Origin of the sequence: Streptomyces coeruleoprunus, from assembly GCF_039542925.1 — a bacterium.
GTDB lineage: Bacteria > Actinomycetota > Actinomycetes > Streptomycetales > Streptomycetaceae > Streptomyces > Streptomyces coeruleoprunus.
The window spans coordinates 627769-651019 of record NZ_BAABIT010000001.1 but is presented as its reverse complement, the minus strand read 5'-3'; the positions used below and the strand labels follow the sequence as shown (position 1 = coordinate 651019).

18 protein-coding genes and 1 pseudogene are annotated in these 23251 nt (G+C 73.7%); 11 read left to right on the top strand and 8 right to left on the bottom strand.

Annotation, left to right across the window (positions count from 1 at the left end; translation table 11 throughout):
* Positions 1-157 precede the first annotated feature (157 nt).
* The gene (locus ABEB09_RS03115; RefSeq protein WP_345686844.1) at positions 158-1051 is read right to left on the bottom strand and encodes an alpha/beta fold hydrolase; all 894 of its coding nucleotides are present in this window, start codon (positions 1049-1051) and stop codon (positions 158-160) included.
* A 114-nt stretch (positions 1052-1165) separates the two neighbouring features.
* Positions 1166-5692 (bottom strand): HAD-IC family P-type ATPase, encoded by a 4527-nt coding sequence (locus ABEB09_RS03110; RefSeq protein ID WP_345686842.1) that lies wholly within the window; start codon positions 5690-5692, stop codon positions 1166-1168.
* A 715-nt stretch (positions 5693-6407) separates the two neighbouring features.
* Here ABEB09_RS03110 and ABEB09_RS03105 point away from each other — a divergent pair.
* The gene (locus ABEB09_RS03105) at positions 6408-6800 is read left to right on the top strand and encodes a CBS domain-containing protein (RefSeq protein ID WP_345693823.1); all 393 of its coding nucleotides are present in this window, start codon (positions 6408-6410) and stop codon (positions 6798-6800) included.
* 98 nt (positions 6801-6898) lie between these two features.
* Here the strand turns inward: ABEB09_RS03105 and ABEB09_RS03100 are convergent, their stop codons facing one another.
* Both ABEB09_RS03100 and ABEB09_RS03095 read right to left on the bottom strand, forming a co-directional pair.
* The gene (locus ABEB09_RS03100; protein WP_345686840.1) at positions 6899-7063 is read right to left on the bottom strand and encodes a hypothetical protein; all 165 of its coding nucleotides are present in this window, start codon (positions 7061-7063) and stop codon (positions 6899-6901) included.
* A gap of 11 nt (positions 7064-7074) precedes the next feature.
* Positions 7075-7278, bottom strand: coding sequence for a hypothetical protein (locus tag ABEB09_RS03095; RefSeq protein WP_345686838.1), 204 nt, complete (start codon positions 7276-7278; stop codon positions 7075-7077).
* A gap of 443 nt (positions 7279-7721) precedes the next feature.
* Here ABEB09_RS03095 and panD point away from each other — a divergent pair, with 443 nt between their 5' ends.
* From panD to ABEB09_RS03080, 3 genes are all read left to right on the top strand, one after another.
* A complete protein-coding gene (gene panD, locus ABEB09_RS03090; RefSeq protein ID WP_345686836.1) occupies positions 7722-8150 on the top strand; it encodes an aspartate 1-decarboxylase in 429 nt (142 codons plus the stop codon).
* A gap of 11 nt (positions 8151-8161) precedes the next feature.
* The gene (locus tag ABEB09_RS03085) at positions 8162-8818 is read left to right on the top strand and encodes an aspartate/glutamate racemase family protein (RefSeq protein ID WP_345686834.1); all 657 of its coding nucleotides are present in this window, start codon (positions 8162-8164) and stop codon (positions 8816-8818) included.
* 726 nt (positions 8819-9544) lie between these two features.
* Positions 9545-10726, top strand: a complete 1182-nt coding sequence (locus ABEB09_RS03080; protein WP_345686832.1) for a transglycosylase family protein — start codon at positions 9545-9547, stop codon at positions 10724-10726.
* On the opposite strand, the gene ABEB09_RS03075 is transcribed toward ABEB09_RS03080, so the two are convergent.
* Positions 10628-11575, bottom strand: coding sequence for a DMT family transporter (locus ABEB09_RS03075; RefSeq protein ID WP_345686830.1), 948 nt, complete (start codon positions 11573-11575; stop codon positions 10628-10630). The two genes, ABEB09_RS03080 and ABEB09_RS03075, sit on opposite strands and share 99 nt — an antisense overlap.
* 169 nt (positions 11576-11744) lie before the next feature.
* Here ABEB09_RS03075 and ABEB09_RS03070 point away from each other — a divergent pair, with 169 nt between their 5' ends.
* The 3 genes from ABEB09_RS03070 to ABEB09_RS03060 all read left to right on the top strand — a co-directional run bounded on the left by ABEB09_RS03070 (position 11745) and on the right by ABEB09_RS03060 (position 14432).
* Positions 11745-12467, top strand: coding sequence for a (2Fe-2S)-binding protein (locus ABEB09_RS03070; RefSeq protein ID WP_345686828.1), 723 nt, complete (start codon positions 11745-11747; stop codon positions 12465-12467).
* 96 nt (positions 12468-12563) lie between these two features.
* Positions 12564-14039, top strand: a complete 1476-nt coding sequence (locus ABEB09_RS03065; RefSeq protein WP_345686826.1) for an SDR family NAD(P)-dependent oxidoreductase — start codon at positions 12564-12566, stop codon at positions 14037-14039.
* Between the two features lie 222 nt (positions 14040-14261).
* Positions 14262-14432, top strand: coding sequence for a hypothetical protein (locus ABEB09_RS03060; protein WP_345686824.1), 171 nt, complete (start codon positions 14262-14264; stop codon positions 14430-14432).
* A 238-nt stretch (positions 14433-14670) separates the two neighbouring features.
* Here the strand turns inward: ABEB09_RS03060 and ABEB09_RS03055 are convergent, their stop codons facing one another.
* Genes ABEB09_RS03055 through ABEB09_RS03045 form a run of 3 tightly spaced genes read right to left on the bottom strand, consistent with a single transcriptional unit; the run spans position 14671 to position 17563 of the window.
* Positions 14671-16122, bottom strand: coding sequence for a lipase maturation factor family protein (locus ABEB09_RS03055; protein WP_345686822.1), 1452 nt, complete (start codon positions 16120-16122; stop codon positions 14671-14673).
* Positions 16123-16166: 44 nt separating this feature from the next.
* Complete coding sequence (locus ABEB09_RS03050; protein ID WP_345686820.1) at positions 16167-16718, bottom strand: DUF1990 domain-containing protein; 552 nt, start codon at positions 16716-16718, stop codon at positions 16167-16169.
* Positions 16715-17563 carry a YndJ family protein gene (locus ABEB09_RS03045; protein ID WP_345693822.1) on the bottom strand — a complete coding sequence of 283 codons (849 nt, stop codon included), beginning with the start codon at positions 17561-17563 and terminating at the stop codon, positions 16715-16717. The genes ABEB09_RS03050 and ABEB09_RS03045 overlap by 4 nt, the downstream gene beginning before the upstream one ends.
* A 251-nt stretch (positions 17564-17814) precedes the next feature.
* Between ABEB09_RS03045 and ABEB09_RS03040 the strand changes: the two genes are divergently transcribed.
* From ABEB09_RS03040 to ABEB09_RS03025, 4 genes and pseudogenes are all read left to right on the top strand, one after another.
* Positions 17815-19011, top strand: coding sequence for a DUF6777 domain-containing protein (locus ABEB09_RS03040; protein WP_345686818.1), 1197 nt, complete (start codon positions 17815-17817; stop codon positions 19009-19011).
* A 129-nt stretch (positions 19012-19140) separates the two neighbouring features.
* A pseudogene (locus ABEB09_RS03035) lies at positions 19141-21245 on the top strand (SpoIIE family protein phosphatase).
* Positions 21246-21408: 163 nt separating this feature from the next.
* On the top strand, positions 21409-22371 hold the full coding sequence (locus ABEB09_RS03030) for an aldo/keto reductase (RefSeq protein WP_345686816.1): 963 nt from the start codon (positions 21409-21411) through the stop codon (positions 22369-22371).
* Positions 22368-23228, top strand: coding sequence for an amidohydrolase family protein (locus ABEB09_RS03025; RefSeq protein WP_345686814.1), 861 nt, complete (start codon positions 22368-22370; stop codon positions 23226-23228). The genes ABEB09_RS03030 and ABEB09_RS03025 overlap by 4 nt, the downstream gene beginning before the upstream one ends.
* Positions 23229-23251 lie beyond the last annotated feature (23 nt).

The window sequence follows — 23251 nt, the reverse complement described above, 5'->3', positions numbered from 1 at the left end:
CCCCCTGGCACGATCAACGTCACTGTCGGCAGATCATCATGTTCATGATCCTCCGGCACACTGCAGCGCCCGCCGATTGAGACAGGTCATCAGCCGGTCCGACGCCATCTGGAACCGACCGTCTCCGCCGTACCTCGTCGGCGGAGATTGAAGAGGGTCAGGCCCGGACGGCTCGCTCCACCTCGCGAAGGAAGGCGGGCACGCGGTCGTTGAAGATCTCCACCGGGATGCCGTGTCCCGCACCGGGTACGACCTCGGTCCGTACGTCCGGTATGAGACGCCGCGCGCGGGCCTCGGCACGGCGGGAGACCATGACGCGGTCGGCGCCGCCGAGCAGGACAAGGGTGGGGACCCTGATCGAGCGCAGTTCCTCGTCGCTCATGCGCTGGGGCTGCGGAAGCCTGATGCGGAAGCCGTTGATCGCGTCCAGCGACAGCCGCATCCCCGCCTCGGCCTCCTCCGCGGTCACGCCGGTCTCACCGATGAGGCGGGTGAACCAGCGGCGCTGGAAGCTGTCGGAGCCGCTGATGGCGCCGGCGATGGCACCCAGCAGGAAGCCCGGTTTGAGCGGGGCGAGGGCCCGGGGCGGGTCGTACACGGTCACGGAAGCGATCCGCTCCGGGACGAGCACGGCCTGCTGGAGCGCCACCCAGCCGCCGTACGAGTGCCCGACCAGGTGAGCGCGCTCCAGGCCCAGTCCGGCCAGAGTCGCCTCCAGCCAGGCGGCCGCGTCGTCGGCGCTGCCGATCGGAAGGCTCTGCGCGCTGTAACCGGGCTCGCCCACACGGTCGACCGCCAGTACGCGGCGGCCTCCCCGGGCCAACGCTTCGACGTGCGGGGCCCATTCGGCAGGCGTCGCGCTCTGCCCGTGCAGCAGTACGACCGGAGTCCGCTCGCCCGCACCGTAGGCATGGACCCGTGTCCGTCCGAAACGGGTCGGGACGTCCTGCTCCTCGCGCGGCTCGGGCCAGTACGCCATAGCCCGGTCGTAGGCGGCCAGTACGCGCGCCCGCGCCACGTCATCGACGAAGGAGCTGGTCCGTGAAGTCATGGTTGCCTCCCCTGCAACACCGGCCCGTGGGGCACCACTTGTGATTTTCGCAGGGGGCGGGACAGGACTTTCAGCGGGGGCACGCGGCCAGGCCGCCGCCTCCCCCCGCTGGTGTCACGGCGTCGCGGTCGCGGTCTCGGCGTCCTCGCGCGGCTCGCCGTCCTGCTCCTGCTGGGGTGGGGACGGTTCCGTCTGGGCGTCCGGCGACGGCGTGGTCTCCGTCGTGTGCGGGACGAGGTGTGCGGGGAAGCGGGGGCCGATGAAGTGGCCGAGGAGGGTGGCCGCGGTGATGGAGGCGAGGGTGATGCCCCAGGCGGCGGGGCCGAGGGGGGTGCAGCCGAAGAACTGGCTGAGGCCGGGGGTCTGGATGATGGCCATGAGGACGGCCGCGGAGCCCAGGCCGGCGATGAGGACGTGACGGTCCGTGCCGCCGGCGGTGAGGGTCTGGGCGAGCTGGGTGCCGACGACGGCGGCGAGGGACACGGTGGAGGCGCGGCGGCCGCGTCCCGTGAGGCGGGCGCCCGTCCAGGCCAGGCCGGCGCCGAGGGCGGTGATGACGCCGCGCAGGAGCATCTCCCGGGTGAGCGAGGTGCCCAGGGAGCGGTGCGGGCCCTCGGCGAGGAGGCGCTCGCCGGTCTGTTCCGAGGGTTCGCGTACCGCGATGGCCAGGGAGGGTGCGAGGTCGGTGAGGAGGTTGACGAGCATGATCTGACGTGCGTTGAGGGGGGTGCTGCCGGTGATCGTGGAGATGAGGACGCTGAAGGCGACTTCGCCGAGGTTGCCTCCGATGAGGATGGCGAGAGCCGCGCGGACGGAGGTCCACATGGCCCGGCCTTCCATGAGGGCCGCGACGATCGTCTCGAGCCTGTCGTCGGTGACGACGAGGTCCGCGGCGGCGGTCGCGGCCGGTGTGCCGCGGCGGCCGAGGGCGATACCGACATCGGCGAGCCTGATCGCAGGGGCGTCGTTGGCGCCGTCGCCGGTCATGGCGACGACGCGACCGAGGCGCTGGTAGGCCTGGACGATGCGTACCTTGTGCGTGGGGCTGCAGCGGGCGATGACATCGACGCCGGGCAGCAGTGCGTCCAGGGCGTCGTCGTCGAGTTCGTCGATCTCCGGGCCGGTGCACACCTTGGGCTTGTCGACGTCGAGGATCGTCGAGGCGATGGCGTCGGCGGTTGCGGGGTGGTCGCCGGTGAGCATGACGGTGTGCACTCCGGCCTCGCGCAGGCGGGCGGTCGCGGGCGCGGCGCTGTCGCGGACGGGGTCGGCGAGGGTGACGAAGCCGAGGAACACCAGGTCCCGCACGGTGTCGTCGCTGAGGTCCTCATCGGGTTCCATGCGCCGTTCGGCCACGGCCAGTACTCTTCGCCCGGCTGCGGCGAGTTCCTCCGCCGCTTGCGCGAGCGCGTGTCTGGCCGCGTCGTCGAGCTTTGACGCGCCGTGGGGCCGGCGTCGGCGGGCGCAGCGCTCGATGACGTTCTCCGGGGCCCCCTTGACGCTGAGCAGGATGCCGCCGCTGGTGTGGCCGGAGGTGGCGTGGTAGGCCCGGGCCGGCTCGAATGGCAGCGCGTCGGTACGGCGCCACCGCGCGGCGCCCTGGCGGGTGTTGACGTTCGCGCGGCGGGCGCCCTCGACGATCGCCCGGTCGGTCTGGTGCGCCATCGGTTCGGCCTGCCGGGCGGGCGGGGTGGCGCGCAGGGCGGCGGCGAGGATCTCCTTGTGGGAGCTGTCGAGCCGGGTGAGGGCGGCCGGGGTGTCGCCGTCGCTGACGCCGGTGAGCGTGAGGGTGCCTTCGGTGAGGGTGCCGGTCTTGTCGAAGCAGAGGACGTCGGCGCGGCCGAGTGCCTCGATGGTGCGGGGGTTGCGGACGAGGGCACCGGCGTCGGCGAGGCGGCGTGCGGCGGCCAGCTGTGCGGCGTTGACCAGGAAGGGCAGGCCCTCGGGCACGGAGGCGACGGCCAGGTTGACGGCGGAGGAGAGGTTCTCGGTCAGGGGGCGTCCGTGCAGGAGCCCCGAGACGGTGACGGCGGCGACGGACCCCAGGGCGATGGGCATACTGCCGCGGGTCAGCGACGAGAGCCTGGCCTCCACGCCGGTCTCGGGTGCGGCTTGGCGGGCGGTGGCCAGGCTGCGCCCGGCTTCCGTGGCCGACCCGGTCGCCACGACGACGGCGGTGCCGTGTCCGGAGGAGACGGTGGTCCCCTCGTACAGCATCGAGCGGCGTTCGGTGATGCGGGAGGTGACCACGGGGGCCGGATCCTTGCTGACGGCGAGGGACTCGCCGGTGAGCGAGGACTCGTCGACTTCGAGGCCTTCGGCTTCCACAAGCCGGCAGTCCGCCGGCACGACATCTTCGGGGCCCAGCAGGATCACGTCGCCGGGTACCAGTTCACCGGAGGTGACCAGACGCTCGTGTGCCTGCCGGCGTACGCGGGCGCCGATGGCCGATTGCGCGAAGAGCTGGGCCAGTGCCTTGTCGGTGCGTACGCGCTGGAAGCCGCCGACGAGGGCGGACACGGAGGTGATGGCCGCGACCAGGGCGGCGTCCGTCCGCGAGCCGACGGCCGCGGAGAGGGCGGCGCCGGCGGCGAGGATCGGTGTGAGCGGATTCGACAGCTCTTCGACGAAGGCGTAGGGCAGGGTCAGCTTCGCCGGCTCACCGGCGTGCGCGCCGGTCCTGCGGGCCGTCGCTTCCTGCGGGGTGAGGCCCTCCGGGCGGGTGCGCAGTCGCTCCATCACGCGGTCGGCGGGCATGAGGTGCCAGGGGACGGTGGTCACCGGCGGGGTGAGCGGACGGCTCAGGAGCTGCCGGGCGCGCCAGGCGCCCAGGCAGAACGCCATGGCGGCGGTGGTGTTGCTGATCGCCAGGACCCGCGCGGTCGCCCGCCAGGCCGGACCCTGCAGAGCGGCCACGGAGCCGATCCCGCTGCCGCCCGCGGCCAGATGGTGGCTGTCGCGGTCCACGACCGATGCCGTTCCGGCGGCGTCGACGATCAGACCGGCCGCCTCGAGATCCGCCCCCACCAGCACATGAGCGCCCCAGGGCGTGTACTCGTCCTCCCGGTGCACGCCGATCGCGCAGTCCGCCGCGCCCAGCGCCGCGCGATCGCCGGAGATGAGGAGGACGACCGCGCCGTCCGCCTGGAGGTTCCGGACCGAGGTGGCGAGCTGGTCACCTGCCGGAACCACGGCGTCGGCGAACGCGAGTCCGGGGTTCTCCCGGTCGGACGCCACCACGACCCGTGCGCCGGCCCGCCGCGCCGCCGCGGCCACGGCCTCCGCGCCGGGAGCCGACGGGGTGCCGAGCCCCGCCACCGCCACCAGGCGCCGTCTCCGGGCCAGTCCGAGGAACTTCTCGCTGCCGCGCCGCCGCAGGCGCTTCGCGGCCTTGCGGCCGGTCCGGCCTTCCAGGTCCAGTTCGTCCAGCGGGCCCAGGATCCAGTCGGTCGCGCGGTTGACGGCCAGCGGCCGGTCGGGGTCGAAGAGGGTGAACAGTCGCTGGGAGGCCTGCTCGGATTCGGCGTTTCCGAGGAGCTCCAGGTCGATCAGCTCGAACCGGTTGCTCCGCAGAGCCGCCTCCTCGAGGACGATGGTGTCGACCTGGCCCAGGCGCCGCAGGGCCGTGCGGTCCATGGTCACCACCCCGCGCAGCGCCAGGTGCCGGCCCAAGGTGGTGGCGTAGCCCTCTCTTCCCGCGCCGGGGGACTTGGGCACCGAGGCCAGTGCCACGGCGATCGCCTTGCGCAGGCCGGCGAACGGCAGGGCGACGATACCGGCGGCGATGCCCGCGGCCATGGACCGCTCCGCATACCGGTCCGCGGTGTCCTGCGGAGACGGGCCGGACCGGCCGGCGACGACGGCGTCGGCCGCGGCCTCTTCGGGGCCGCGCACCAGCCGCGCTTCGCCTTTACGCCACGCCGCCCCTTCCGCGCTCGCCTCCCGCCACACCGCCAGGCGCTGCAGCACGTCCAGGCTGAGCCCGCCGCCCCCGGTCGCCACGCCCTGCACCAGGGCGCCGATCACCGGCAGCAGGGAGTCGCTGTGGTCACCGTCTCCGGCATCCTCGACCAGATGCCGAAGGCGTGGATGCTGGCGTACGGCGTCGATACCGCCGGCGATCTCCGGGGGCAGTCCGAACCACGGAGCGAGCTTGCGCAGCGTCACCAGAGCAAGGCCCAGGGTGTCCGCCACGAGCGCGGGCACAGCCGGGTACGGGGGACCTTCCGCGGGGTGATGCGGCTCGGGCTGCCAGTCGTCGAACGCCTGCGCATCGGCGGCGTGGTCGCCCTCGGCCCCTTCGACCAGCGCGACGAGCTCGCTCTGCGGCGGAGGCGGCGAGGCGACCGCGACGATCACACGTTCCATGGGCGCGTTCACCCGCGCCCACAAGACTCCCGGATGCTGCTCCAGAGCCCGCTGCACCCGTTCGCAGACGGCTTTGCCGCCGGTCCCGTGCACGCCGGAGATCGCGATGTAGCACCGCTCCGACGTCCACGACACGTCACGGCCGGGTTCGATCAGGTCACGCGCCGCTCCCCAGGCAGCTCGGGTCCCGGTGGTCAGTCGGGAGACGGCGCCCGTGACGATCGAGCCCAGGAGCGGTGGCATCCAGGCGAGCGAGGCAGGCGCAGACGGCATGGCCCTCTTCCTTCTCCTCGCATCAGAGCGGTGTACGCGCCGGAGCGGTGCAGGCATCCGAGCGGTGCTGGCGTCAGAGCCGTGCGGGCATCCGAGCGCGGTACGCATCGGCCCTCACCGGCAGTCTGATCGACGCCTGAAGAGGCAGCCACAGGAGGTAGTCCCGTCGAGGAAGGGGCACGGCGTGCCACGGGAATCACGTGCGCTTCGGCAGCCATGACATCCCCGAAAACGGACACACGGACTGGAGAAGGTTCCGAAGGAAGCAAGCGAGGTGATCTTCGTGACCTCTCCGTCCCCCTCGCAGCACGCGACCGCCGTCGGCGAGCCAGCGGGGCAGTCGGCGAAAACCTCACCCGACCCCGGTTCCGGCACGTCCGCCTCCTCGCAGCACACGGTCAGCTTCACCGTGCCCTCGCTCGGCAAGGTGGGGAGCGAGGCGATGAACGCCGCCATGCTGCCCGTGGCGGTCGCCCGGCAGGTTTTGCCCGCGAAGAAGGGCCTACCCCTCTACCTGGGCCTGGGAGTCCTCGCCGCTGTGGATGTTCTGACCTGGCCGGTCGCGGCCGGCATCGGTCTCGGCTACGCCGTCCTGCGTAAAGACGGCGGCGTCGTCGCCGAGCCACCCACCGCTGCCCAGGGCACGCAGGCCACGTCCCAATCGACTGCAGGCACCGAGAGGGAGAAGCCCGGCAGGATCACCGCACGCCAGATCATGACGCCTGACGTCACCTGCATAGGCGCCAACGAAACCGTCGCGGAAGCGGCGAAGAAGATGACGGACCTCGGCGTCGGCTCCCTGCCCATCTGCGGCACCGACGAAAAACTCAAGGGCATGCTCACCGACCGTGACATCGTCGTGAAGGTCATCGGCGCCGGCAAGGACCCCGCCCAGGTCAAGGCCGGGGAACTCGCCCAGGGTGAGATCGTGACCGTCGCCGCCGACGACACGGCCGAAGACATCCTGCGCATCATGAGCGAGCACAAGGTCCGACGCCTGCCCGTCATCGACCGCCACGTGCTGGTCGGCATCGTCGCCCAGGCGGACGTCGCCCGAGCGCTGCCCGACTCCAAGGTCGGCGACCTGGTGGAGGACATCTCGACCTAGGAGTCGTCCGGCCCATGATGTGGCCCTCCGTCTCCACGGCTGCCTCAGTCATGGCCATGCCGCAGATGTAGGCCGCCACCGTGGTCTCCGGACTGCAGCTACTTGTAGTGGTCCGCGATGCGGTGGCCTTCGTCGGTGAGGCCGAGGAAGGAGTCACGACCGCCGGCCAGGGCCTGGGTGCACTTGAGTGCACCCAGTGCTCCGCCCCCCGGCCCGCCACCACGCCGCGACAGGGCAGCGGCCCGGGCGAGGCTGTGGAGCACGTCCCAGAGGGTCACTTCGAACTGCCGGCCAGCTCCGTCGGCAGGATCGGGACGAGGGCGGGCTTCCGGCGGAGCGGCTCGTCCTCATTCTCCTTGCGCTTGTCGTCGTCCGCCGCGATGGCGGCCTTCACCTTCCCGACGAGCGCGTCGTCGGAGTGGACGGAGACGTTCGAGGGCTGGGGCAGGTCCTGGAGCACTTCCTCGGTCGGCTTCAACAGCGCTCCTTCACGGTGTGCGAGAGCGGTTCGCCATCGGCTGGACCGTACGGAAGGGAGGAGCGGCGCACACAAAGGCGCAGGGGCGCGTGCGCGAGTTCCACGCTGCCGAGGGGCCTCGGGCGGGACCGTGTTCCAGGAACCAGAGCGATGTCGGTGCCCGACAGGTCGGTGCGCGGACGCACGTCGTCCGTGTGCAGAGGGGTCTCGCACATCTTTGATGCTCATCAGGCAAGTCAGGCTCCGGTCAGCATGAGTCGCCGGGCTTTCCCGGAGGATTGCCTGAACCGGCGCCGGTGCGGCGCGAAAGCCCAGGCGTGAAGCCGTCTCGCCCGAGCGGAGCGATGTTCCTCACAATCCTCGACCGGCGTGTCCCGGTGTACAGTCGAGACCGCCCTTGACCTGCAGAAAGCAGGCAGGGAGCCGTCTCTCAGGAGTTCAACATGCTGCGCACCATGTTCAAGTCCAAGATCCACCGTGCCACGGTGACCCAGGCCGACCTCCACTACGTCGGTTCCGTCACCGTCGACCGGGATCTCATGGACGCCGCCGACCTGCTGCCCGGTGAGTTGGTCCACATCGTCGACATCGACAACGGCGCCCGGCTGGAGACGTACGTCATCGAGGGCGAGCGCGGCTCCGGCGTGATCGGCATCAACGGCGCCGCCGCGCACCTCGTCCACCCCGGGGACCTCGTCATTCTCATCAGTTACGCGCAGGTCGACGACGCCGAGGCGCGCACCCTCGTCCCGCGCGTCGTCCACGTCGACGCCGGCAACCGGATCGTGGAGCTGGGATCCGACGCCTCCGCCCCCGTGCCGGGCACCGACACCGAGCGCAGCCCCCTCGCCGTCCCCGCAGCACGCGGCTGAGCGGTACGCCGGTGAAGCGGCCCGCCGTCCTCGCGCTCCTGCACACCTCGCCCGTCCACGTCCCCGTCTTCGACGCCCTGCGCGACGCCCATCACCCCGGCCTCGTACTGCGCCACCACGTCGACGAGGGGCTGCTGGCGCGCGCCCGCGACGAGGGCACGGACGCCGTGGCCGACGCCGTGGGCGCGGCCGTTCTGCGGGCCGTGGACGCCGGTGCGGGTGCCGTGCTGTGCACCTGCTCCACGATCGGCGGCCTCGCCGAGCGCACGCCCGCCGGAGTGCCGGTCCTGCGCGTGGACCGGCCCATGGCCGCCGAGGCCGCCGCCCACCGGCGCGTCACGGTCGTCGCCGCGCTCGCCGGGACCGTCGGGCCCACGCGGGACCTCGTCCTGGACGAGGCGGCCCGGCGCGGCAGCGCCCCGCAGCTGCGCACCCTGCTGGTCGACGGGGCGTGGGAGCGGTTCGAGGCCGGCGACCGGGACGGCTACCTCGACGCGGTCGCGGCCGCCGTCGACGGTGTGCGGGACGCCGATGTGATCGTGCTGGCCCAGGCGTCCATGGCCGACGCCGCCGCCCGTACGCGTACCACCGTCCCGGTGCTGTCCAGTCCCCGCCCGGGGCTGGCCGCCGCGGCCGCCTCCGTGCCGGGGACCGCTGGACCGGCGTAGCGGCGCATGACGCCGGCGTGCGGGGGAACGCGCAGCGGTAGACCCTCGACAGGGAGAACGCACACCCCGAGGGGGACGCCATGACCGAGCCCCGACCCGATCCCGCACCGGCCTCTCCTACGGAGCCGCCCACGCCGACGCCCACGCCCACGCCGCCGCCGGTCCCGCCCGGACCGACGCCCGGGCCCCCGCCTCCGCCTCCCGGCCCCGCGCCCACCCCGCCGCCGCACCCGGCGCCCGGGCCCGTCCCGACCCCGCCGCCGCACCCGGCGCCCGGCCCCGTCCCCACACCCGACCCGGTCCCGAAGCCCCCGGGCCCCGACCCGGTCCCGGAACCGGAACCCCCACCGGGCCCGGTCAGCCGGGCCTGAGCGACGGCCGGGATCCGGTCCTCTCCGGCCGGGCCCCCAACGGCGCGGCGCGAGCCCCAGCGAAACGGCGGCGCCGGCCCACACCGAGGAACGGCGGTGCCGGCCGCAGCGGGCATCACAGCCCCGCCGCGCCCCGGCGACCCCGTCTCGCGCCCGCGCCCGTGCGGTGGGTGTGCGGTGGAGTGCGGCGTGTGCGAGGCGCTCGGGGGCGCTTGGGCGGAATCCGCAAGTCCGCGTGCCGAATGGGCACTTGAGGGGCGCGGCGCGCCCCTTGCGCACTGTGCGCCCCCTTGTCCCGGCCTGGCCGCCCCTCTAGCTTGGGCGGCTGCTGACGTGTGCATAGGGGGGACCACCCATGGCCGTACGGGGACGACACCGCCGGTACCAGCCCAGCCGGCTCAACCGGGCATCACTCACGGTCACGGTCGGCGGCGCCGGCATGGCCCTGCCGCTCATCGGCGCGGGCACGGCGCACGCGGCGTCCGTGGACGTCTGGGAGAAGGTCGCCGCCTGCGAGTCCACCAACCAGTGGAAGACCAACACCGGCAACGGCTACTACGGCGGGCTGCAGTTCAGCCAGTCCACCTGGGAGGCGTACGGCGGAACGCGGTACGCGCCGCGCGCCGACCTCGCCACCAAGGACCAGCAGATCGCGATCGCCGAGAAGGTGCTGAAGGGACAGGGCCCGCGCGCCTGGCCCACCTGCTCGGTCCGGGCGGGCCTGACCCGTGACGGCGAGGCGCCCGCCATACGGCCGGGGGGCCGGCCCAGGACCCAGCCCACCACACCCACGACGATCCCCAACCAGCGGCGCGAGAGCTACACCGTCGCCCGCGGCGACACGCTCTCCCGCATCGCCGACGAACAGCGCCTGCCGGGCGGCTGGCAGCGGCTCTACGCCCAGAACCGCGCGGTCATCGGCGAGAACCCCGACCTCATCATCCCCGGACAGAAACTGACCCTCCGCGCGAAGCCCGCCGCCCCCGGCGTCAAGCCGAAGCCGGGGCCCAAGCCGCAGGCCAAGCCGAAGACGACGACCAAGCCCAAGCCGGCCACCACGCCTCGTCCGGCCGCCAAGCCGAAGACCTCCGGCGGAACCACCACCAAGACCGTCGCCGCCAAGTCCCGCACCTCGGTGCTGTCGTCGCCGGTGGACGCCGCGCCCGGCACGTCGTACGGCAAGGCGGGCTCGGCATGGGCCGCCGGCTACCACACCGGCGTCGACTTCCCGGTTCCCACCGGCACCTCCGTGCGGGCCGTCGCCCCGGGCCGCGTCGTCTCCGCGGGCTGGGCCGGGGCGTACGGCTACCAGATCGTCATCCGCCACGACGACGGCAAGTACAGCCAGTACGCGCACCTGTCCGCGCTCACCGTGCGCGAGGGGCAGACGGTCGGCGGCGGACAGCGCATCGCCCGCTCGGGCTCGACCGGCAACAGCTCAGGACCGCACCTGCACTTCGAGGTCCGCACCGGTCCGGGCTACGGCTCCGACATCGACCCCCTCGCCTACCTGCGGGCGGGCGGCGTCTCCCTCTGAAACCCCGGGTCCCGGCCCCGCCCCGGACCCGGCCGACACCGACGTGAGCCGTACCAGTCCGGCCGCCGCCACCGCCGCGCACCCCAGCGCGAGCACCGTACCCGGCGCCCGGAACCGGAACTGCTCGCCGAACAGACCGACACCGACGGCGGCGGCCACCGCGGGGTTCACCACGGTGACCGTCGCCAGCGGCGCGGCCAGCCCCGCCCCGCGGTACGAGGCCTGCGACAGCAGCAGCCCGGCCACGGCCAGCACACCGACCGCCAGCACGCCCGGCCACTCCGCCAGCGGCGCCCACGGAACCCACGCCACGGCGACCGCCTTCGTGAACACCGACGCCGCCCCGAAGGCCACCCCGGCCGCCGCCGCGAGCAGCACCCCCCGGCCCACCCGTCGCCGGGCGCCGCGCGCCATCAGGAACAGCAGCGCCACCGTGCCGGCGCTCACCCCGGCCAGCAGCGGCCCCGTCCCGTCGCCCAGCGACCGGCCCCCGGCCGGTCCGGTCAGCGCCAGCAGCCCGGCCAGCCCCGCCGTCGCCAGGAACGCTCCCCGCCAGGCCCCCGCGCCCGCCCGCCGCCCCACCAGGAGCGCCGCCATGGGCAGGGCGAACACGATCGTCAGCGCCCCCAGCGGCTGCACCACGCTCAGCGGCCCGTACGCCAGCGCCACGACGTGCAGCAACGCGCCCGCCCCGGTCAGGAACACCGCCAGCCACCAGGCCGGGTGGCGCAACGGCGCGTACGCCGGGGCCGTGCCGGAGGCGGCCACGCGCTCCTGCGTGATCGCCCCCGCCGCGTAGGCGACCGCCGATGCCAGCGACACCAGCACGGACAGCACGAGCGGACTCATACCTCCACCATGACCCCGTCGGCCCCACCGTGCCGTCCGTCTCCGGTACCCCCTGTTCCGTACCGCGGGAGGAGTACGGGAGTACGGCGCCCCGCCCCGGGCACCGCCCGGCCCCGCCCCTTCGTTACGGTGGCCCCGCCGGCACACCAGCACAGGGGAGGGGCGCGGCGTGGAGGCGGAGGCACGGGGGCTCACGCGGGAGCAGTGGGCGGCCCTCGACGACATCGGCGGGTTCTTCGCGCTGCGCACCGCGCCCCCCGCGACCGGCGCGTACACCCCCCTCGCCCGCGTGTACGCCGGTGACCACGCGCCCCTGGCCGCGCGGGTGAGCCGGGTCGCCGAGCGGCTGCGCGCCCCCGAGTACCGGGTCGCCGCCTCGGTCGCCCAGCTCGGGCTGGCCGCCCGGCTCTGGTCCACGACGCTCGGGCCCGCCGCCCTGTACGGCGCCTTCCCGGACCTGGGCCCGGGCTCGCTCCACTGGGACCCCGCCGGCACGACCCCGGACGACCTGTGGTGGGACGGCGGCGACCTGCGGCCCGCCACACCGCGGCAGCTGCGGGAGGTCGTGCAGGACGGCCACCTCGTGCCGCTCGCCGGTGCGCTGCGCGCAGGTGGGCCAGTCTCGCCGCGGCTGCTGTGGGGCAACGCGGGCTCGGCGCTCGCCGGCGCGGTCCGTGAGCTGAGCGGCTGGGCCCGCCGCCGGGGCCGCCCCGAGGTGGCCGAGCGGGCCGCCGCGCTCGCCGCCGGGCTGTTCGCCCACCCCGACCTCGCCGGCACCGTCCAGGGACCCGCCCTGCGGCGCCGTACCTGCTGCCTGTACTACCGCTGCCCCGGCGGCGGCCTGTGCGGCGACTGCGTCTTCGAACGGCCGCCACGGACCGCCGCCCGCTGACCTCGGGGGAAGCCGGGTTTGGCGGGCGGGCGGTCGGCTCCGTAAAGTTCCACTTTTGAAACGCGGCAAACGAGTGACAGAGGAACGGCGACGGCCATGACGGTGACAGAAGACAACGAGGCGTACGGGCCGGGTATCGACCCCGAGCGTCTGGCCGTCTGCCTGAGCGTGCTCGAGGAGCTCGACAAGCTGGAGATCGACCACCCCGACGCCATCACCGTGCGCCGGGCCACGGCCGGGATCTACCGGACGGTCAAGCAGCGCCGCCGCCAGGAGCGCCGGGCCGCCAAGACCGCCCACGACAAGGCGGTCACCGAGGCCACGGCCACCGGCTCCGCGCAGCGCATCGACGACGAGACCGAGGGCATCCTGCCCTCCTCGATCACCGAGGCCGGCCGCATCGCCGGCATACTCCAGCGCCCGCGCTCCTGCTACATCTGCAAGGCGCGGTACGTCGAGGTCGACTACTTCTACCACCAGCTCTGCCAGGAGTGCGCCGCCGAGAACCGCGCCAAGCGCGACGCCCGCGCCGACCTCACCGGCAAGCGCGCCCTGCTCACCGGCGGCCGCGCCAAGATCGGCATGTACATCGCGCTGCGGCTGCTGCGCGACGGCGCCCACACCACCATCACCACGCGCTTCCCGAAGGACGCCATCCGCCGCTTCAAGGCGATGGAGGACTCGGCGGACTGGATCCACCGCCTGGAGGTCGTCGGCATCGACCTGCGCGACCCGGCCCAGGCCGTGGCCCTGGCCGACCAGGTCGCCGAGGCCGGACCGCTGGACATCCTCATCAACAACGCGACGCAGACGGTGCGCCGCCTGCCCTCCGCCTACGCGGCCCTCGTCGAGGGCGAGGGCGCGCCCCTGCCGGCCGGTGAACTGCCCGCCCACCACGTCATCGGCGCCTTCAACTCCGGCGCGGTCGACGGCCTCGCCGCGCTGCCCGTGGGCGTCAGCGGGCTCGACGCCCAGAAGGTCGCCGACCTCGCCCTGGTCGCGGGCAACGCGAGCATCGAGCGGCACCTCGACGGCACCGCCATCGACGCGGGCGGTCTGGTGCCGGACGTCGTCGAGAGCAACACCTGGGTGCAGACCATCGACCAGATCTCCCCGGTGGAGCTGCTCGAGACCCAGCTGTGCAACTACACCTCGCCGTTCATCCTCATCAGCAAGCTGCGGCCGGCGATGGCCGAGGCCGCCAGGAAGGCGGCCTGCGGGCGTTCGTACATCGTCAACGTGTCGGCGATGGAGGGCGTCTTCAGCCGTGGCTACAAGGGCGCGGGCCACCCGAACACCAATGCCGCCAAGGCCGCGATGAACATGGTCACGCGGACCAGTGCCGAGGAGATGTTCGAGACGGACCGCATCCTCATGACCTCGGTCGACACCGGCTGGATCACCGACGAGCGCCCGCACTTCGACAAGCTGCGGCTCGCCGAGGCCGGCTTCCACGCCCCGCTCGACCTGATCGACGGCGCGGCCCGGGTGTACGACCCGATCGTGCGCGGCGAGGCCGGCGAGGACCTGTACGGCTGCTTCCTCAAGGACTACGCGCCGTCCAAGTGGTGAGCCTGGCCGGAATGCTCCGATGTGACGCGTTCCATCGAGCGCGACCGCGCTCATTTGGTTAGTCTGGTGCCCTCGGTCGGCCCGACGGGGATCCACGAAACCCCCTCGGGCCGACCAACGGGACTGGCCTGCCACCAAGGCCGCGGTCCCGCCAGTTACCGGCGCCACCGCGACCGAACGGCAGTCATGTCCTCATAGGTTCGCGACACGAAGGAGTGCGCGGTGACACCGGAATCGACCCAGCAGGAACAGCCGCCGGCGGATACCCGAGAGAGGTACCACCGGTCCGATGAACTCGGCAGTCTCGAGGTGTGGGCCCGTTCGGCCCCGATCAGGCTCGCCGGATACGAGGACGACCTCGCCGAGCCGCACATCCTGCCCGGCATCGACTGAGCCGTACGCTGTGCCTTCGTCCCGTGCCCTCCGCCTCGACGGCGGGGGGCACGGGGCTTTCCACCGGTGCCGACACGGGAGAGCACACCGGGGGCGTGTCCGGGAGTGGCTTCCCGAAAGGGGCGCTTCCCGGAAGGCAGGCGAGCGGGCCGAACGTCATCGGCATCCGCTCGGCCCGCCTCACTGCCGGTGAAACGTAGCGGAGCCCGGCCGGACCCCACCAGCTTTGCCCAGGGCTTCACCCGCGATGACGGTCGGGGTGCCCGTCGGCGGTGTACTCCAGACGAGTGGGCGGCAGGAACTCCCGGACCAGCGTCCGGTGCCACCACGCGCCCGTGGACCGCAGCTCGCGCCAGGTCGTGTAGCGGTAGCGGTACAGCCGGGCGCGGACCAGCGCCGGAGGGGCGTCCGGGAACGGGTTGCGGCGCAGCAGCCGCAGCGTGTCCCGGTCGTTCTCCAGCAGCCGCTCGATCAGCGGCCCGAACCACTCGGCCGCGTACACCGGCGAGATCGCCGCGAACCACATCAGCCAGTCGAGCCGCAGATGGTACGGCGCGAACTGGCGCGGCAGCCGCCGCACGTCGCCCGGCTTGCCCTTGAACTCGTACTCCCGCCACACCGTCCCGGCGTGCGGAACCGTCTCGTCCGTCCCCTCGATGACGATCTCGTGCCGTACGCGGCCGACCGTTCCGAACGCGCCGTAGGTGTTGACCAGGTGCAGCGGGTCGAACGAGCGGTTCATCGCCTGGTGGCGGGAGAGCAGGTTGCGCACCGGCCGCACGCTCAGGCCCAGGACCAGCACGGTCAGCGCGATGACGAGGATCCCGTACCAGAGGGGCGGCTCGGGCAGCGCGGGCGCCTCGGCGAACGGCGACCAGTCCACCGCGGGGAGGGCCAGCACGATGGTCACCCAGTTGAGCCAGGCGAAGTTCCCGGACACCACCAGCCACAGCTGGGTCAGCACGATCAGGCCCGCCGCCACGCTCGCCACCGGCTGCGGGGTGAACAGGAGGAACGGCACGACGAGCTGGGTCACATGGTTCGCGGCGACCTCCACCCGGTGCAGGGGCCGCGGCAGGTGGTGGAAGAACCAGCTCAGCGGGCCCGGCATCGGCTGGGTCTCGTGGTGGTAGTACAGACAGGTCAGATCGCGCCAGCATGCGTCGCCGCGGATCTTGATCAGTCCCGCCCCGAACTCCACCCGGAACACCAGCCAGCGCAGCAGCCACAGCACGAGCACCGGGGCCGCGATGCTGTCGTTGCCCAGGAAGATCGCCAGGAACCCGGTCTCCAGGAGCAGCGATTCCCAGCCGAAGCCGTACCAGGTCTGTCCGACGTTGACGATCGACAGGTACAGGAACCACAGCACCGCCCACATCAGCATCGACACGGCCAGCGGCACCGCGTCGCCCGCGCCCGCGATCAGCGCCAGCGACAGCGCCGCGCCCGTCCAGGCGCACAGGGCGAAGAACCGGTCGGAGTAGTGGAGCCGGAAGAGGCTGGGCGCCCGCCGCGCGGGCACGCGCCGCAGGTACGCCGGGACGGGGAGCATGCCGCGCTCGCCGATCAGCGCCCGGAACTGGAGCGCGGCGCAGAGGAACGCGACCAGATAGAGCCCGGCGAGCGCCCGCTGGAAGATCAGGCGGCTCAGCCAGTAGTCGGACGAGGCGAACCAGTCGAACCACTCCATCCACTCCAGTATCGGACGGAGGGCGGAGGACGAAACCCGGGCCGCTACGCGGTGGCCCGCGCCACCCGTCTCAGGACGCCGCCCAGGCGGCGCGCGTACAGCCGCTGCAGCACGGGGACCAGCGGGCCGGCCACCCGTGTGTACCAGCGGGCGGGCCTGCTGAACGCGGTCACCGTGAACCACACGGAGCCGTCCGGGCGCAGCTCCACGACGAAGGCCTCCTCCCCGCACTCCGGGTGGCCGGCGAGCGTCCCGTACGCGAAGCCGGTGCGGTCCTCCTCGTACGCCGTCCAGACCACCTCGCAGGGCACGGCGAACTCCAGCCGGCCGATGCCGACGGCGATCCGGACGCGTGCGCCGGGAGTGGCGCGCTCCACGTCGGCGTGGACGCGGGCGCCGGTCCCGCGGTGCATCCGCCAGGTGGTCACGGCCTCGCCCGCGGCCGCGAAGGCGGCGCGGCCGTGTCCGACGCGCTCCTCGTGGTGGAGGTGCTGGTAGCCGGGCGGGAGGCCGGGGGAGCGGGTGGCGCCGACCTCGGGGTAGCTGAATCCGGCGGGGGCCTTCCCGGCCTTCCGGTCGCGGCTCGTGCGGCTCATGCGGGGATCTCCTCGGGGTGCGGGCGTTCGGCCGGGGCGGTGGCGAGGCGGCGCCAGGCCAGTACGGAGCAGAGGCCGAAGCCCAGGGCGTTGGCGAGGCCGTGGGTGGCGGCCATCCAGGCGAGGTTCGGGTGGGGGAGGCCGGTGGCTTCGCCGAGCGCCCAGCTCAGCGCCAGGAGCATCGTGGCCACCAGGACGGCCGCCGAGACCGCGAGCAGTGCGCCCGTGACCCGGTCGTGCGTCCGCGCCCTGAGGTCCTGCCAGGTCAGCAGGGCGACGGTCCACATCCCGGCGGTCAGGACGACGGCGCCGGCCAGTTCCGCCCAGTCGTCGACGAAGTAGCCGAGGAGCACCAGGAGGGTGCCGAGCGGGACGCTCAGGGCGGCCAGGGTGCCCGCGGGCCGGGTGGTCGAGCGGCAGACCAGGCCGGCCACCAGCGCGGCGGCGAAGCCGGCGAAGTGGAAGTGCGGCACGGTCAGGTCCAGGATCTCCAGGTCGAAGCCGAAGAGGGGGTGGCCCCGGCGCTCCGCGACCAGGGCGGTCGCGGCGACCGAGGGGCTCACCAGGGCGGTCAGCACGGCGACCTCGGCGGGGGCCAGGGACCGGGTGCGGGCCAGGCGGCGGGCGGCGGCGACCGCCAGGAGCAGCGTGCCCAGCCCGTACCAGGCGGCCAAGGCGGTCGCGAGGGTGCCGCGCGGCAGCCACAGCGACACGGCGCCGGGTACGGCGAACAGCAACCACGCCCGGCCCGTCCCGGCGGCCGCGGCGTCGCCCGTCAGGCGCAGGCCCGCCGGGACGATCACCAGCATTCCGAGCATCACGATCAGATCGACCAGCACGGCCATCGCGACGCACCCCCCTCCGTGCTTGAACGCGTTCAGTTCCGGTGCGTCCGGAGCGTAGCGCTCCGACTTGAACATGTTCAAGTCGCTCGGTGTCCTCGCTCCGCCCGTCGCCCGGTCCGATGCTCCGTCCGTCACCCGTTCGGGCCCGGGCCGCTTGCCGGGCCCGTCGCGATCCGGCAGACAGGAAAAAAGCTGTCACGGCTTATCAGTGCATTTCATTGGCAAAGCGGTACATAAGGCGGTTGATCAGCGTGCGTTCCCCCACACGACGCCCTACCGGACACCGCCACCGGCATGGCCTGCTCGCCCTCGCGGCCGCCGGCGGTCTCCTCGCGGTCGCGGCCTGCGGCCAGGACGGCGACCGGAGCGCCCCCGCCGCCCCGGCCGGTCCGGCCGGCGAGATCCTCCTCCAGCCCGCCGCCGCACAGGGGCCGCACCCCTTCACCGCCTCCACCGTGCTCACGTCCGACATCGCCCCGGGCGACCGGCCGTCGGCCGGCCCCCGCGGCGTCCCCGGGCCCGGGGCCGGCCCGGCCGAACACCTCCTGCGTACGGTCGACGGGGCCACGCCCGGCCTCTACGGCGGCACCCAGTCCCTCGCCAGCTGCGACGTCCCCCAGCAGGTGGGCTTCCTCACCGCCGACCGCGCCAAGGAGAGGGCCTTCGCCCAGGCCGCCGGGATCAACCCGGCCGACCTCGCGGGCTGGATGGGGGACCTCACGCCCGTGATGCTGCGCGCCGACACGCGGGTGACCGGCCACGGGTACCGCGACGGCGCGGCCGTCCCGTTCCAGGCCGTCCTCCAGGCCGGCACCGCCGTCCTCGTCGACCGGTACGGCGCACCCCGCGTGCGGTGCGCGTGCGGCAACCCGCTGCGCTCGCCGGTGACCGGCGTGGGGGCCGCCGTCCACAAGGGCAAGCCGTGGCCGGGCTTCCGCGCCGACCGCGTCGTGGCGGTCAACGCGACGCAGCGGACCCTCGACAGCCTGATCATCGTCAACGTCCTCAACAACACCTGGCTGGAGCGCACGACCGGTACCGGCGGCGAGCGCGACCGCAGTCCCGAGGTGCCCCCGGCGTACGACCCCGGCGAACGGCACGTCGCCGACACGCCCGTACCGGACACCGGCCGCACGGACGGCGACCACGTGGACGCCGGCCGCCCCACCGGGGTGCCCGGCGTCCCCACCGGCCCGGACGGCCCCCGCCCGCCCCGCTCCGACGCCCACCGTCCGCCGGCGCCGCCCCAGGCCGTACCGCCACCCCCGCAGCCGTACGTCCCCGAACCGGACGTACCGCAGCCGCCCGCGCCCGAGCCGGTCGAGCCGGAGCAGGTCGCGCCCGAGCCCGTCGGCCCCGATCAGGCCGCCCCGGAACCGGACGTCCCGATGCCGGACGGCGGGGGTTTCGGTGAGCCGCCCCCCGAGCCCGACGGGTTCACCGGATGAGGCGCCCGGCGGGGGTGGCCTGCGCGCAGGGCCCCGCCCCGGTCCCGTACTCCGCAGGCCCTCCGGGCCTGCGCAGTTCGGACCGGGCAAAAGGTCGATAAACCCGACAAATGATGGCAGAGTGGCCCCATGGTTGATCCGGCAGCGGATGCCCTGTCGCTTCCCGAGGACTGGCCCGCCCACCCGGATCTGAGTCTGTCCCTGAACCGCATGGGCAGCTTCGACTGGGACCTCGAGACCGGGCTGATGTACATGGACGAGGTCGCGCTCGACGTGTTCCAGATGGACCCGGTCGAGTACGACGGCAGGCCCGAGAGCCTTGCGTCGCGCGTCCCGCCCAGCGAGTCCGTCCGCCTCGACGGCATGGTGGCGCAGGCACTCAAGAACGGCAGCACCCACTACGGGGCGTACTTCCGCATCCGCACCCGTGAAGGCGGCCTGCGCTGGACCCACACCCAGGGGTTCATCCGGCGGGACGAGACCGGGCGCCCGAAGCGGATCATCGGCATCGTCCGCGACGCCACCCAGGAGCTGTCCGAGTCGACCACCCGGATGGAGGTCGACGCCGAGCGCCGCCGCCAGACCAGCGTCGTGGAGTCCACCACCGCCGCCCTCGCCCACGCCCGCACCGTGCAGGACGTGATCGACGTGCTGAAGGACTCGCACGGCCTGGAGCACCTCGGCGCGGCCAGCGTCGTCATGGGTCTGCTGGAGGCGGGCCGCATCCACCTCGTCGCGGACGGGCCCGAGGGCTCCTTCGTACCGGGGACCCGCTACACCCGGGTCGACGAGCAGTACCCGATGAGCGAGGTCGTCCGGACGCTCGCGCCCCGCTTCATCGAGTCGCCCGAGGACTTCGCCACCTCGTATCCCATCCTGTGGCCGCACATCACCGACCTCGGCATCACCTCCGCCGCCTACCTGCCGCTGATCGCACAGGCCCGCCCCATCGGCGCCCTCGGGCTGCTCTACAACGACAAGTTCGGGTTCACCGCCGAGGACCGCAACGTCCTCGTCGCCCTGGGCAGCAGCATCGCCCAGAGCCTCCAGCGCGCCATGCTCTTCGAGCAGGAGCACGACCTCGCCGAAGGACTCCAGCAGGCGATGCTGCCCCGCCGGATCCCCGAGGTGCCCGGCGCGCAGATCGCCGTCCGCTACCGCTCCGCCCGGCTCGGCCGGGACATCGGCGGCGACTGGTACGACATCATCCCGCTGCCCGGCGGGCGGGTCGGCGCCGTCATCGGCGACGTCCAGGGCCACGACACGCACGCCGCCGCCGTCATGGGCCAGCTGCGCATCGTGCTCCGCGCGTACGCCGCCGAGGGCCACACCCCCGCCACCGTCATGGCCCGCGCCTCCGTCTTCCTCCGCGAACTGGACACCGACCGCTTCGCCACCTGCACCTACCTGGAGGCCGACCTCGCGACCGGCGTCCTGCAGGTGGTGCGCGCCGGACACGTGGACCCGCTGCTGCGGGACGCCGACGGCAGCTGCCGCAGACTGCCCGTGCAGGGCGCGCTGCCGCTCGGGCTGTCCGCGGAGTTCGGGGCGCTCGACTACCCGGTGAGCGTCGTGGAACTGGACCCCGGTCAGACGCTGCTGCTCTACACCGACGGGCTCGTCGAACAGCCCGGCGCCGACCTCGACGAGGGCATGCAGTGGCTGAGCGCCATCGTCCGCAACGGCCCCCAGGACCTCCAGATGCTCGCCGACCACCTGTGCGACGTCGTCGACGAACGCAGCGGCGAGGACGACGTGGCGATCCTGCTGCTGCGCCGCAGGGGCGGCTACCCCCCCAGGCCGGCGGGCGGCTCCAGCAGCACGTCGCCCAGAGCGACCCCGAGGCGCTGCGGTCGGCCCGCCACATGATCCGGGCCGCCGTGCGGGCGTGGGGCGCGCGGGAGCGGGCCGACGAGATCGAGCTGGCCGCCGACGAGCTGATCACCAACGCCCTGCTCCACACCGACGGCGGGGCGATCGTCACCCTGCGGATGCTCACCGGCGTCGAGCGGCGGCTGCGCGTCGAGGTCGAGGACCGCTCCAGCGTCCTGCCGCGCCGCCGGGACGCGGGTGACGACGGGGTGTCCGGGCGGGGACTGCTGCTGGTCGACCGGCTCGCCGAGCTGTGGGGGGTCGAGTCCCGGGGCAGCGGCAAGTGCGTGTGGTGCGAGTTCGCCGTCCCCGAACGGGCGGACACGGCGCGGCCGGCGCCGGGCGTGGCGGCGGGTGCCTAGCCTTCGCCCGGCGCCGGTACAGCCTGTGTCACCGATTCATCGGACAGATCTGGTAGGACTCCCGACTTCCTTGCCGCGCAAGGAGGTTGACTGGCCCTTGTCATCGGATGAATAGTCATGCCGACACAGGGCGACGGCGACGCGGCCGAGGGGCGGGGATCGGATGCGGCACGGCACGCTCGGACGCAGCGGCGTCCCCGTCAGCGCGCTCTCCTACGGAACCGGCGCCCTCGGCAACCTCTACCGACCCGTCACCGACGAGGCGGCGGCCGCCGCGGTCGACGCCGCCTGGGACGCGGGCATCCGCCACTTCGACACGGCCCCCCACTACGGCCTGGGCCTGGCCGAGCGGCGCATCGGCGAGGCCCTGCGCACCCGCCCCCGCGCCTCGTACACCGTCGCGACCAAGGTGGGCCGGCTCCTCGAACCCCGCGCGGCCGTCACCGGCGACGACCTGGAGCACGGGTTCGCCGTGCCCGCCACGCACCGGCGCGTCTGGGACTTCAGCGCCGACGGCGTCCTGCGCGGCATCGAGGACAGCCTGCGCCGGCTCGGCCTCGACCGGGTCGACGTCGTCCACCTGCACGACCCCGACGACCACGCCGACGCCGCCTTCCGCGAGGCCTATCCGGCGCTGGAGCGGCTGCGCGCCGAAGGCGTCGTCGGGGCGATCGGCGCCGGGATGAACCAGACCGCCATGCTCACCCGCTTCCTCCGCGACACCGACGTCGACGCCGTCCTGTGCGCGGGCCGCCTCACCCTCCTCGACCAGTCGGCCCTCGACACCCTGCTGCCCGAGGCGGCCGCGCGCGGCAAGAGCGTCCTCGTCGGCGGCGTCTTCAACTCCGGACTCCTGGCCGACCCCGGCCCCGGTGCGCACTACGACTACGCGGCCGCGCCGCCCGGCCTCCTCGACCGCGCCCTGAAGACCAAGGCCGTCACCGAACGGCACGGCGTCCCGCTCCGCGCGGCGGCCCTCCACTTCCCGTTCCGCCACCCCGCCGTCGCCTCCGTCCTCCTCGGCTGCCGCTCCGCCGGGGAGATCCACGACGCGGTCGGCCACCTGGCCCGTCCCGTACCCCACGCGCTGTGGGACGAGCTGCGCGCCGAAGGGCTCCTGCGGTGACCGGCCGGCCCGGCCCCGACCTCGTCGACGCCCACCACCACGTGTGGGACCTGGCCGTCCGCGACCAGGACTGGATCACCGGCCCCGGCCTCGCCCCGCTCCGCCGCACCTTCACGCTCGACGACCTCGCCCCGCACGCCCGCGCCGCCCGCGTCGCGGCCACCGTCCTCGTCCAGACCGTCACCGTCCCCGACGAGACCCCCGAACTCCTCGCCCTCGCCGACCGCGACCCCCTCGTGGCCGCCGTCGTCGGCTGGACCGACCTCACCGCACCCGGCGTCGCCGACGCCCTCGCCGCACTGCGCGCCCGGCCCGGCGGCCACCGCCTGGCCGGCATCCGCCACCAGGTCCAGGACGAGCCCGACCCCGCCTGGCTGCTGCGCCCCGACGTACGGCGCGGACTGGCCGCCGTCGCGGCCGAGGGCCTGGTGTACGACCTGGTGGTGCGGCCGCACCAACTGCCCGCCGCCGCGCGGGCGGCAGCCCTGCTGCCGCAGTTGACGTTCGTCCTCGACCACCTCGGCAAACCCCCTGTCGCCGACGGAGCCCTCGAGCCCTGGGCCGGCCACGTCCGCGCCCTGGCCGCCCTGCCCAACACCGTCTGCAAGCTCTCCGGCCTCGTCACGGAGGCCGACCGGCACACCTGGACGCCCGCCTCCCTCGCCCCGTACGCCGACACCGTCCTCGACGCCTTCGGCCCCGGCCGGCTGATGTTCGGCTCCGACTGGCCGGTGTGCCTCCTGGCCGCCTCGTACGCCGATGTCGTCGACACCGCGCGGCGGCTCACCGACGGACTGAGCCGCGACGAGCGCGACGCCGTGTTCGCCGGCACCGCCACCCGCGTCTACGGTCTGTGAGGCGCGCCGCCGCCGGGTGCGGC

Bases quoted from the DNA above. Each gene is read 5' to 3' on its own strand.
- ABEB09_RS03115 (WP_345686844.1), bottom strand. From the start codon at position 1,051: ATGACTTCACGGACCAGCTCCTTCGTCGATGACGTGGCGCGGGCGCGC.
- ABEB09_RS03075 (WP_345686830.1), bottom strand. From the start codon at position 11,575: ATGAGTCCGCTCGTGCTGTCCGTGCTGGTGTCGCTGGCATCGGCGGTC.
- ABEB09_RS03045 (WP_345693822.1), bottom strand. From the start codon at position 17,563: ATGGCCGTGCTGGTCGATCTGATCGTGATGCTCGGAATGCTGGTGATC.
- ABEB09_RS03110 (WP_345686842.1), bottom strand. From the start codon at position 5,692: ATGCCGTCTGCGCCTGCCTCGCTCGCCTGGATGCCACCGCTCCTGGGC.
- ABEB09_RS03080 (WP_345686832.1), top strand. From the start codon at position 9,545: ATGGCCGTACGGGGACGACACCGCCGGTACCAGCCCAGCCGGCTCAAC.
- ABEB09_RS03030 (WP_345686816.1), top strand. From the start codon at position 21,409: ATGCGGCACGGCACGCTCGGACGCAGCGGCGTCCCCGTCAGCGCGCTC.
- ABEB09_RS03055 (WP_345686822.1), bottom strand. From the start codon at position 16,122: ATGGAGTGGTTCGACTGGTTCGCCTCGTCCGACTACTGGCTGAGCCGC.
- ABEB09_RS03050 (WP_345686820.1), bottom strand. From the start codon at position 16,718: ATGAGCCGCACGAGCCGCGACCGGAAGGCCGGGAAGGCCCCCGCCGGA.
- panD (WP_345686836.1), top strand. From the start codon at position 7,722: ATGCTGCGCACCATGTTCAAGTCCAAGATCCACCGTGCCACGGTGACC.
- ABEB09_RS03105 (WP_345693823.1), top strand. From the start codon at position 6,408: ATGACGCCTGACGTCACCTGCATAGGCGCCAACGAAACCGTCGCGGAA.
- ABEB09_RS03065 (WP_345686826.1), top strand. From the start codon at position 12,564: ATGACGGTGACAGAAGACAACGAGGCGTACGGGCCGGGTATCGACCCC.